Origin of the sequence: Shewanella sp. 10N.286.52.C2 (genome assembly GCF_002874545.1) — a bacterium.
Classification (GTDB): Bacteria; Pseudomonadota; Gammaproteobacteria; order Enterobacterales; family Shewanellaceae; genus Shewanella.
In genome coordinates, this window is sequence record NZ_MCTV01000002.1 from 85,686 (window position 1) to 97,313 (window position 11,628).

At 43.3% G+C, this 11,628-nt stretch carries 11 protein-coding genes and 1 pseudogene; all 12 read right to left on the reverse strand.

From position 1 onward, the window contains the following. Window positions 1-42: 42 nt before the first annotated feature. On the reverse strand, window positions 43-1,086 hold the full coding sequence (gene fliG, locus BCU94_RS01260; protein WP_102475402.1) for a flagellar motor switch protein FliG: 1,044 nt from the start codon (window positions 1,084-1,086) through the stop codon (window positions 43-45). Beyond that, window positions 1,076-2,770 carry a flagellar basal-body MS-ring/collar protein FliF gene (fliF, locus tag BCU94_RS01265; RefSeq protein WP_102439487.1) on the reverse strand — a complete coding sequence of 565 codons (1,695 nt, stop codon included), beginning with the start codon at window positions 2,768-2,770 and terminating at the stop codon, window positions 1,076-1,078. The genes fliG and fliF overlap by 11 nt, the downstream gene beginning before the upstream one ends. Window positions 2,771-2,824: 54 nt before the next feature. Then, complete coding sequence (fliE, locus tag BCU94_RS01270) at window positions 2,825-3,166, reverse strand: flagellar hook-basal body complex protein FliE (RefSeq protein WP_102439486.1); 342 nt, start codon at window positions 3,164-3,166, stop codon at window positions 2,825-2,827. Between the two features lie 228 nt (window positions 3,167-3,394). Further along, window positions 3,395-4,738, reverse strand: a complete 1,344-nt coding sequence (locus BCU94_RS01275; protein ID WP_102439485.1) for a sigma-54 dependent transcriptional regulator — start codon at window positions 4,736-4,738, stop codon at window positions 3,395-3,397. Further along, window positions 4,731-5,906, reverse strand: a complete 1,176-nt coding sequence (locus BCU94_RS01280) for a PAS domain-containing sensor histidine kinase (protein WP_102439484.1) — start codon at window positions 5,904-5,906, stop codon at window positions 4,731-4,733. Before BCU94_RS01280 ends, BCU94_RS01275 begins: the two co-directional genes overlap by 8 nt. A gap of 161 nt (window positions 5,907-6,067) precedes the next feature. After that, the gene (locus tag BCU94_RS01285; protein WP_102475403.1) at window positions 6,068-7,498 is read right to left on the reverse strand and encodes a sigma-54 dependent transcriptional regulator; all 1,431 of its coding nucleotides are present in this window, start codon (window positions 7,496-7,498) and stop codon (window positions 6,068-6,070) included. A 399-nt stretch (window positions 7,499-7,897) separates the two neighbouring features. Continuing rightward, window positions 7,898-8,302: a flagellar export chaperone FliS gene (gene fliS, locus BCU94_RS01290; protein WP_102439482.1), complete on the reverse strand. Its 405-nt coding sequence runs from the start codon at window positions 8,300-8,302 to the stop codon at window positions 7,898-7,900. A 6-nt stretch (window positions 8,303-8,308) separates the two neighbouring features. Then, window positions 8,309-8,641, reverse strand: a complete 333-nt coding sequence (locus BCU94_RS01295) for a hypothetical protein (protein ID WP_102475404.1) — start codon at window positions 8,639-8,641, stop codon at window positions 8,309-8,311. A gap of 100 nt (window positions 8,642-8,741) precedes the next feature. Further along, window positions 8,742-10,109: a flagellar filament capping protein FliD gene (fliD, locus tag BCU94_RS01300; RefSeq protein ID WP_102475405.1), complete on the reverse strand. Its 1,368-nt coding sequence runs from the start codon at window positions 10,107-10,109 to the stop codon at window positions 8,742-8,744. A 78-nt stretch (window positions 10,110-10,187) separates the two neighbouring features. Beyond that, window positions 10,188-10,583, reverse strand: coding sequence for a flagellar protein FlaG (locus BCU94_RS01305; RefSeq protein WP_102475406.1), 396 nt, complete (start codon window positions 10,581-10,583; stop codon window positions 10,188-10,190). Between the two features lie 246 nt (window positions 10,584-10,829). Next, window positions 10,830-10,955: flagellin (locus BCU94_RS19710; RefSeq protein WP_277869667.1), on the reverse strand; the 126-nt coding region annotated here is incomplete at its 5' end. A 2-nt stretch (window positions 10,956-10,957) separates the two neighbouring features. Continuing rightward, a pseudogene (locus tag BCU94_RS01310) lies at window positions 10,958-11,534 on the reverse strand (flagellin); the annotation flags it as partial. Between the last annotated feature and the right edge of the window lie 94 nt (window positions 11,535-11,628).

Here is an 11,628-nt window from a genome sequence, read left to right on the forward strand (position 1 = left end):
TTGCTCTGGTTGTACCTCGTTATAAAATCGGCTTAAATCGGACTATAGGAACTCATCACCACCGCCGCCACCGAGCATAATTTCGCCGCTGTCACTTAATCGACGCGCAATCGCAAGGATCTCTTTTTGAGCCATTTCCACTTCACTGATCCTTATCGGCCCCATGGCTTCAAGATCATCACGTAATAGCTCACCTGCTCGCTTAGACATATTACCAATAATTTTGTCAGATAACTGATCATCAGCACCTTTTAATGCTTTCATTAGCACATCTTGTTGAACTTCACGCAGCAAAGCTTGAATACCGCGATCATCTACATCAATTAAGTTTTCAAACACAAACATCAGATCTTGAATTTGCTGCGCCATTTCTTCATCAGATTCACGCATGGTTTCCATGATCTGGCCTTCAACACCCGTATCAAGGAAGTTCATGATATTGGCCGCCGCTTTCAAGCCGCCCATTTTCGCAGCTTGTGCGCCGCCTTGTCCGGCAAATTGTTTTTCCATGATGTCGTTTAATTCTTGCAAAGCTGCTGGTTGAACTTCTTCTAAGTTAGCAATGCGCATCATTAAATCTAAACGGGTATTTTCAGGGAACTGACTGAAGATTTCAGCCGCTTGATCAGGCTCTAAATAAGATAAAACAATAGTTTGGATTTGTGGATGCTCGTTTTGAATAATGGTCGCCACTTGGCGTGCATCCATCCACTTAAGCGAATCTAAGCCTTTAGCGCCACTGCCCATAATAATTTGTTCAATCAAATTACCGGCTTTGTCTTCACCTAGGGCCGCAGTTAATGCTTTGCGGACAAACTCTTCACTGTTAAAACCAATGGAAGAAAACTTTTGAATCTCTTCCAAAAACAGCTTATGCACCCCAATGACTTTCTCTTGACCAAAGTCTTGCATGGCGGCCATGGCCATACCGACTTTTTGCACTTGTTTTGGCTCTAAGTGCTTTAAGATTGAGGCGGCATCTGCTTCACTTAAGCTCAGTAACAAAATAGCAGTTTTATCAATGCCACTCAGCTCTTCAAGAGTAGGCTGTTCGCCTACGGGTGCTGCCAGGGTATTATTTGCCATCTTCTTGTAACCAACTCTTAATTACTTGGGTAGAAAGTTCAGGTTCATTAGCCACTAATGCCCTAATCGACTTAATCATATCATCATCTTTATGCAGGTTTGGTATTTGAATCGAGCCATCATCGGCATAGCTATAATCTGCTTGTTGGCTATTGAGCATACCCAAGGTATCGGCGGCATACTGATCTTCAATCTCAGCCAATTCATGACCTAAGCGCGGCTCTTCGGGCATCTCGACTTCGTCGTTATTAAACAAACGATTTAACATAGGGCGAATCACAAACAAAATCAGCACTAAGACTAAAAACGCCCCTAACACCAATCTCACCGCGCGCCAAAACCAAGGCTGCTCCCACATTTCAGCGGCGGGCAGCTCTTCAATAAGCTGGTTCATAAACGGTACTGTGACCACTTCTAAGCTATCACCACGTTGACTGGTAAAGCCCATCGCCCCTTCAAGTAAGCGACGAATATTGGTTAGCTCTTGTTCGGTGCGCGGAATGCGGGTCACTATGCCACTTTCATCAGCAGGTCCCGGTTTATAATCAATGGCCACCGACACACTGACTCTGCGCACCACACCCACTTGCTGGCGGGTATGGCTGATGGTGGTATCAAGTTCAAAATTACGGGTTGCTTCTCGATGGCTATTGCCATTAACCGCTGTAGTTTGCTCTGCGCCTGCTTCTTGTGGAATATCTGAATCCATAGGAGGCTGATTGGTTAATGCCCCTGGAATGCCACCCATTGATTGACCGCTTGAATTACGCTCTATGGTCATTTCACTGCGTACAGCGGGTAAATCAGGCGAAAAGCGTTTCGCGGTTTGCTCAATCGCGGTGAAGTCCATGTTGACATCCACTTGAGAAGTGAAGTTTTCAGGGCCTAGAATAGGCATTAATATCGAATCGATTTTGTTACGATATTCTGCTTCTTGATGCTGCACTAATTCAAGCTCGCGGCGGGCTCTTGAGGAGGCGCCATCTTGGCTACCTGAATTTAGCAGGCGGCCATTTGAATCGGTCACTGTCACCCGGCTTGGCTCTAAGCCTTGTACTGCTGAGGCGACAATATCAACGATAGAGTCAATTTCTTCTTGGCCAAGGCTACCACGACGAACGCTCACAACTACGGTAGCGCTAGGTTTAGATTTATTACGGGCAAACACATTTTCTTTGGGAATAGCTAATATCACTTTGGCGCGGCTAATACTTTTTAGCTCTTCTATCACTCTGGCTAAATTAACTTCTTGGCTTTGTTTTAGGCGGGCTTGCTCCATGCGCTGACTAACACCAAAACCGCTGTCTTGGCTTAAATAATCGGTTGGTTGACTACTGGCTTCAACGCCTGCACGGCCCAGCAGCAGTTTGACATTTTGATATTTGTTTTCAGGAATACTGACTACATCGCCGGAGATTTTATAGGCAATTTTATTCTTATCTAAAACGTCCAATACTTGGATCATTTCAGCAGTTTCCATTTGCCCTAAAGGCCTATATTCAGGCTCTTGCGCCCAAATAATCATAAATACTGCCAGCACAAGACATACAGCTAAAGCCAATATCATAGTGATTTGACGCATAAAGTCAGCACTACCAAACGAGCTTTTCAAGCCAGGTTTATTTTCCTGCTGAATCCCTGTGCTATCGACTTTATCTGAATCTAATACTAGATCTGTGCTCACAATATTTACCTACTTCAATACCAGAATATCAACAACAATACTATTAACAAAAGCCTAAACAGGCATACTCATAATTTCTTTATACGCTTCTACAAGTTTGTTTCTCACTTGCACCGTTGCTTCAAATGCAACCCCGGCTTTTTCACGGGCAATCACGGTATCAGATAAGGTCACAGTGCTATCGCCCATCTCTAATCGGGTGGCTAAATTAGCTGAGTTTGATTGTAAATCAGCCACGCCACCAACCGCTTGAGATAACAATTGGCCAAAGTCAGCACCAGAAGTATTACCGACTTTTTGAATCATATCCGCTTGAATAGGTAAGCCAAGATTAGGCGAAATCTCACCCTTTAAGGATTGCATTTCTTGTAAAAAAGGATTTGAACTAATCTGCATTGTAAACTCCATTCGTCGGATATTTGACGACTTAAAAACAGTTACAATAGAATTAGCAAGTAGGATGCCAACAATAGCTTAAATACACTTAAGCCCATGAAAAGAGCTTAAAAACAACTTGAAAGGGTGAAAAACACACAAAATAGAACCGCTTTAGTAACATCAAAGCGGTTAAGCTAATATTTTAGAATTTAGAGTTAAGTATAAAGATGAACTAAACGTCGATATTTAAGCAGGGACTTGAATACCCAAGTCACGCATTTTAGCCATTTTATAGCGCAATGTTCTGGCGCTAATTCCCAGCTTCTCAGCTACGTCTTTACGGCTACCATTACATAGATTTAAGGTTTCCAAAATAATCACATGCTCTTGAGCCTGCAGTTCGCCCCCAAGCCCGTCCGTTTCAGCAGCGGCCACGGGTTGCTCATTGGGGCTCAAAGTAACATCTTCAGCTTCAAGAATAATATCCGCGCCAGTTATCTCCTCGCCATTATTCAGTATCAAGGTGCGCTGAATAACATTATCCAGCTCACGGACATTACCTGGCCAGCGATAAGCCAATAAACGACGACAAGCTATCTCATCTAACTCTGGCACTGGTGAGACATTAAATGCCTTAGCATGCTTAACCAGCAAGTGCCTTGCTAAGGGTAAAATATCAGCCGGTCGTTGGTTTAATGCAGGCCAGGTTAGTGGAAATACATTAATGCGGTAATATAAATCTTCTCGAAATGCGCCCGATGTTGCCATGGACTTTAAATCACGGTTTGAAGTGGCAAGTACCCTCACATCAAGGGCTATGGTTTTACGGCCACCTAAACGCTCAACTTCACGCTCTTGCAGTACTCGCAACAATTTGGCTTGCAGCCCTAGCTCCATCTCAGAAATTTCATCAAGCAATATGGTGCCGCCTTGAGCCTGTTCAAATTTTCCAGGGCATGCCTGATAAGCGCCTGTAAAAGCGCCTTTTTCATAGCCAAATAAGGTGGCTTCAAGCATATTTTCAGGTATTGCTGCGCAATTAATGGCGATAAAAGGTTTTTCTGCTCGAGGGCTGTTTTGATGAATATAACGTGCTAGCACTTCTTTGCCCGATCCACTTGGCCCCATGATCATCACTGAGGCATCAGAGCTTGCCACCCGCTGGGCAATATTCAGTAGCGCCAAGCTTTTGTCATCGGCGACCACAGGTTGACCTAAATTTTGTTTAAGGGGTAAGTAGCGAGATACCTGATTTAACAACACTTCAGGCGCAAAAGGTTTAGCCAGATAATCCGCCGCACCAAGTTTTATGGCGCTAACCGCACTGTCAATGGTGGCAAAAGCGGTCATTAATAAAATGGGGACTTTACTATGGTTTTGCTGTAAATAGTTTAATAGCCCTAGCCCGCCAATACCTTCCATTTGCACATCACTGATAACCATATCAAACGTCGTGGTTTTCATGGCAATAATGGCCTCTTCTGCAGAGCCCACATCAACGCAGTCATATTGGGCTAACATCAAGGTATCAAGTAAGGCTTCACGCAGCGCAGCATCATCTTCAACTAACAGTAACTTGGCTTCACTCATGGGATCCCTCCACTATTTTTTTGGCTTGTTCCGTGTCTTTAGCCATAGGAAATGATAGTCGAATTAAGCTGCCTTTGTGCGGCTGCGATGTCACCTGTAATCTGCCGCCATGATTTCTCACCACGGTTTGCACTACCGCTAAGCCTAGGCCTGTCCCTTGGCTTTTAGTGGTAAAAAAAGGCTCCAATACTTGTTGCTGCATCTCTTTTGATAAACCCTTACCGTTATCAATCACATCGATATTAATGCCGTGTTCATCTTCGCCAGTCACAATCTGAATTTCTGTGGCATTGGCCTCTAGGCTGTTCATCACCAGATTGTTAATCGCCGAGCTTAAGGCATTCGTGTTAGCCATAATGTGTTTATCGGTTTGATCAATAAAGTGTAATTTACACTGTTTGTTTTCAACAATGGGCTCACAATTTGCCAGCACAGGCTCAATAATATCTGCAGTAGATGTCGACTCTGCGGCGCCATCTTGTTTGTTTCTTGCCATCAGTAGCATGTCATTAACTTGACGCTCTAGCTCATTAAGCCTATCGACTAACTTGCCTTGAAAACGCTTTTTAGCCGTATCATTTAATTTAGGGCTAGCAAGGTTTGATGCATATAACATCGCGGCCGATAACGGCGTTCTGACCTGATGCGCCAAGGTTGCCACCATTTTGCCCAGTGCTGATAAGCGCTGTAAATGAGATAGGTTTTTCTGTAATAAGCGGGTTTCAGTTAAGTCAGTTAACACAATTAACTGCCCAGGCTCTGGCGACAGCGGAGTAATCGCCAGCTTTACTCGGCGGCCATCTTTTAGTGACACTTCATAACCGTCATCATCTTGGGGTGAAAAAGCGCGGTTAATAATGTCAAACCACTTGGCCCCTTGCAGCGGCCGGCCTAATAAGTCAGTTGCGACTGGGTTGGCCAAGGTCACAATACCGTCACCATTGATAATCACTACACCTGAAGGCATAGCTTGAAGAATATGCGCCATTTGATTAGACATATTAGCTGCCTTTTGCGGACGTGATGTTTCAGCTTGCAGATCGAGGTTCACTGATTGACGCAGTGTAATTGGCGCTGCTGGCGCCTCGCTGACAATTGCTGCAGGCTCGGCTAGTTTGTAGCTATCACAATACTGCGGCTGTTCTACTAGTGATTGCGCTGAATACATGGTCACTCCGTCAAAATAATAACTTTGTACTACCAATGCATTTGGTATGCCAGTTTAAAGTTTTTAACGGCGCAAAAGCAAAAAGCATGCCCTAATGCATGCTTTTTACTCGTTTTGTCTATTTGTTATTTAGCTGTAAGTTACTGTCGGTAAGAGCTTGATTAATCTTTACCCATACCGTACTTACGCATTTTTTCAACCAAGGTGGTTCGGCGTATGCCTAACATTTCAGCGGCTCTGGCAACCACGTTATCTTGTTGCTCTAACGCTTGGCGGATCATGTCAATTTCAAGCTCTGCCAATAAATCCTTAAGGTTTACCCCTTCAGGCGGTAATTCACTTGGAAAGCGGGTATCAGGTAGCTCTATGGGTTCCTCATCACTGAAGATAGATGCTAATGCATCACGCTCTTGCTGCTCTTCACTGACTTCAACACAATATTCTGGCACATCGATATAACGATATTTTCTTGGTAAGTCATTCACATCAACCAAGCCACCAGGGAATAAAATCGTTAAACGCTCGACTAAATTCGACAGCTCGCGGACATTACCAGACCAATTATGGGCCTTTAATGATTCGATTGCGCGCTGGGTAAAGCGGATTTTACCGCGGCCTTCGTTAAAAACACGGCTCACAAGCTCTTGCAATAATAATGGCACATCATCACTGCGCTCACTTAATGAAGGCATTTCTATTGGAAACACATTCAAACGATAATATAAATCTTCTCGAAATTCATTTTCGCTGATCATGGTTTCTAAGTCACGGTGAGTGGCCGCAACAATGCGTACATCGGTATTGATGGTTTTAGAACCACCGACACGTTCGAATACTTTTTCTTGCAATACCCGCAGTAACTTTACTTGCATTTGCAGTGGCATGTCGCCGATTTCATCAAGAAACAGCGTGCCATTTTCAGCTAATTCAAAGCGGCCTTTACGGGTTGAAATAGCCCCAGTAAATGAGCCCTTTTCATGGCCAAATAGTTCACTTTCTAATAACTCAGGCGGAATAGCACCACAGTTGACCGGGATAAATGGTCCATCGCGGCGATCAGACATGTAATGAATATTACGGGCTACCACTTCTTTACCGGTGCCAGACTGACCCAGTACCAGCACGGTTGCGTCAGAACTGGCCACTTGGCTAATAAGGTGTCTGACATTGGCAATACCTTCACTGCGGCCCACTAAACTTCTGAATAGTTTAGTTTGGTTAGCGCTGGTGGGTGTTTGCGGCTGTTTAGCTTGGCCATAGACTTGACAAAAATGCAGTAATTCGGTCAATTGCGGGTAGCTTATTGGCTCAGCAATGGTGCCTAATACGTTGCCACCATTAAGGTTACTTTCACCTGATAATAGCACTGGCTGCCAAGGCATTGATGACTTCACGCTTTTAATAAACTCAGCCGTGACTGATTGGGTATCAAGCACTAACGCCCGATAACGACAGTCTGCGGTTAATGAGGCAAGATCGTCTTTAGTAATTAGATGATACTTTTCACCTAAAAAATCAAAAATACAACAAAGACGAGAGACACGCTCAGAAGGGTCAGCAACAATTAATATTCGTTGTTCTATTTGCATCATTAAGAAGGCCAAAGCTCGAGTTATTATTATTTCACAGCCATTATCACGCTATACGAGATAAAACGGAAGTGCGACTTGATTGTGATTATTATATGCAATATGGATAAATATTTGGTGACAAACTTACCACAAATACATTAATACAACATCCTACCTATACGCTTTGGTTACACATAGTGTAAACACGGACATCTGCGCAATATAGTCTAAACGTTTTTATAAAATGAATATTGTATTATCAGCCAGTGAGAATCAAGTGACAAACCACAAAATTACAGCATCTCATTGATTTATGAAACCAACAGACTACTTTACACACAAATGCCAACAAACTGTGACCGGCTTTACGGCATTGAAAACCGACAAAAGGCGCTTGCTGCGCCTTTTGTTAATCAACACTTAACTAGCTTCAGAGGTTACTTGGTGCATTTCTTCTGGGATAGCATCCCAACCTTCTTTAATGGTTCGTAACAACCCCGCTACTTCATCAATGGCTTCAGCATCATTATTGATGTTAGCATCTGATAATCTGCGCAACATAAAGTCATATAACTGAGTTAAATTTCCGGCGACATCACCATCGGCTTCCATATTTAAACTGCCATTAAGCCCAGACACAATGCCAATAGCCTTACCCAATAACTCACCACGGCTGGCGATATCACCTTGATCAATGGCATATTTTGCTTGAGCAAGTCTTTCAAGTGCACCTGCTAATAACATTTGTATAATTCGGTGTGGCGACGCCACTGCCATGCCACTTTCGATTGATACCTTGCGATATGTCTGCAGTGAACCTCTCATAATTACCTACCTATTTGCATCTATAGATTTATATACGTTTATTTGGCGCTTAGCCGCATTGCCAGCCTGAAGTAATAGCTTGCGATGCTCTAACACTCTCGTAGCCTTTATAAATAAAGATTGAGTGTAATCAAACTGACTTTCAAGTATTGCTCTATCAGTAACGCTATCATCGTTAACTAACGCTTGAATGACAATTTGACGCCGTTGAATAAGTACCTGCAATTGTGATACCAACTCATCAACTTGTTCATCTTCCGGTTTAGCCTGTTCTATTTGCGTAATAGCGGAAAACGCTGCTGAATTGAGTTGTTCAAGTTCACTAAGGATGGGATTCACTGAGTACTCCAACGTAGGGGAAATAATGTTAAGCAGTATTTAGGGCTCAAAAGCGAGTTACATCGCCAAAGCATCGCCAAGTAGCCCTATTGAATTTGTATTAAGTCTTCTTCACCACGCCAGGCATTGAATCTAAGGCATTAAATAAAGAGCTCGACTGGGAGTTAAGGCTTGCCACCACTAAATCCATGGCATTAAATTGCTTATATAAACGGTCACTGTAGGCGCTCATTTTTAAATCTAATGCTTCTCGACTGTCTTCAAGGCGTGATAACTGATTATCAATGGTGTCATTACGGCCATCAATAATGCCACCGGGTTCAAGGTAGCTATCTACAAAGGTATCCAGTCGTGACGCTAGGCCAGTATCCTCAGTAATAAACATCTCTTTAATGCCGCCTTTATCAGCTTCGATGGCCTCTGATAATTTATCATCATCAATTTCTAACAAACCTTCACGGGTCGTAGTAATACCAATATTCATCAGCATTTGTGAGCCACTGCCAGAGCTGGTTTCAAAACTACTGGAAATGATATTTCTGAGCTGACTTTGTAAGCTTCGCGGCAGTGGGTCGCCTTGTAAAATAGCGGCATTTTCAGTGGCTGCATCATAGCGAGACAAGTCCTGAATCGTGGTCATTAAGGCGTTATAACTCTCAACAAACCCCTCAATTGCTGATGAGGCTTTATCGGTATCTTCATCCACCGTAATGGTGGTGGTTTTGCCAATATCAGCATCCGTCAGTTCCAAACTAACCCCGGTAATAATGTCACTGACATCATTTGAGCTTGAAGTCACCTTGACGCCATCAACCGTTAATATCGCATCAAGGGCTGGGGTGAGTTCCGTCATGGCAAAGGCATCGGCTAAGCCTGTGCCGCCATCGGTGTCAGTTGCGGTAACGGTAATTAAATTGTCAGTGCCGGTATTTTTAGAACCTAAAATAAGCTGCGGACCATTATCGCCATTAATAATGGTGGCGGTGACCCCATCATTATCTTCAGCGGCGTTAATCTTTTCCATGATGTCAGTTAAGCTGTCTTCAGCGCCAACCTCAATATCAAAGCTGTCACTGCCAACACCAATACTTAACGAACCTTCACCTATGGGGCTATCAGCATCTGCCACGGCAGCAGAGCCAACTTTTTGACTCTGGGCTAATTGCTCGACAATGACTTGATATTTACCCGGTACTGCACTTTCATCTACCGTGGTTTTAAAATAATCACTATTGGATTGGGACACTTTATGGCTGTCAAAGGTTGCAGAATCTGTCAATAGTTCGAGTTTATCTTGGAATTCTGACAGTGAGCTTTTTAGTAACCCAATACCGGATATCTGCGCATTTAGCTTGCCTTCAGAGGTATCAAAACTCGCAATTTTACCGGCGCTTTCAGCATTAACTAGCGCAGTAACAATACCTGCGATATCCATGCCTGAACCAATACCTACCGATGTTAACCCCATAGCGACCTCTTTAATGCAATATCTGCTATCTAATTTGGAATAATCATAACTTTTATGATTATTGTTTTAAAACAATGACTACACTGCAGTTTCCATAAAAATACTGGCAATGTCTGTGAGCTTGCTCGCCATTTTTAATGCTTCTTCATTGGGAATTTGACGAATTAAATCACCAGTTTTAACGTCAATAACTTTAACCACCGCCTCCCCTGACTCTTCGTCAATATTAAAGGCTAAGCCTTTTTGCATTAGCGATAATTGCTGATTAATATCATCAACCGCATGCTGCAACTGCTCAGCATCGGTTTTGGCCGTTTCATTGACTTTATCTGTGGTGCGCGCCACATCGCCGGCTTGTTGAATTCCCTCTTCAGCCAGTGCGGTTGATGCTTGGGCGGCATTTTTTTCTGCAAGGGTGGCTAAACTATCTTTACGCATTGCAGCATTGGCTACATTGGTGATATTGACTTCCATGGTGCACCTCGACAAACTCAATAATTCAAGCAATTAATGCGCCAACTAAGTTTAAATCAATAAAAAATTCAACTTAGTTACCGATGCGGCAATTGCCATACAAAAACAGTCACCCAAACAAGTGACCCATGATTCACTTTACTAAAAAGCACAAAGGGAGAATCGTTGCCGAGTCTCCCTTTAATTCTAGCCTTAGCGTAATGCCAGTGCGTTCTTAGCGCGAAGTTAATTAACGCTTCGATGTCATTATAAAAGAGACAATGCCGTTTGCGGTAACTGGTTAGCTTGCGACAACATCGCTGATGAGGTTTGCGACAGAATTTGCTGCTTAGTTAACTGCGCCGTTTCAGAGGCAAAATCCACATCTTGAATNNTTTTTGTTGATAATGCCGTTGCATCTGCAACACCAAAACTAGTACCTGCACCCTTAGCTTCGTTAATACCGATATCGTCTGCACCAGTCGCTTTTAGCGATACCGAAATGGTTTCATTAGCATTTGAGCCTATTTGGAATGCTTGAGTGCCATACGAACCATCAAGCAAACTCTGACCACCGAAAGACGTCGTATCTGAAATACGCGTTAATTCACTTTGTAATGAAGAGATCTCTTTCTGCATTGACTCACGATCATCAGTTGAGTTTGAACCGTTAGCTGATTGCAGTGATAAGTCACGCATACGCTGCAAGATGTTGGTTGACTCTTGCATTGAACCTTCTGCAGTTTGCGCAATTGAAATGCCATCATTAGCATTACGCATTGCGACACCGATACCGTTGATTTGGCTGGTCATACGGTTTGAGATTTGCAGACCTGCCGCATCATCTTTAGCACTGTTAATGCGCAACCCTGATGATAAACGCTCCATTGACGTTTGCAGACCGCCATTGGCACCATTTAATGAGTTCTGAGCCTTCATTGAAGTGACGTTAGTATTAACTGAAATAGCCATGTATTGCCTCTCTTATATTTAATAGTGCCTGCCACTCAGGTCAGACGATACTTATCTTCGACAAATACTGTAACGGCGGCGACTAAAAAAGCTT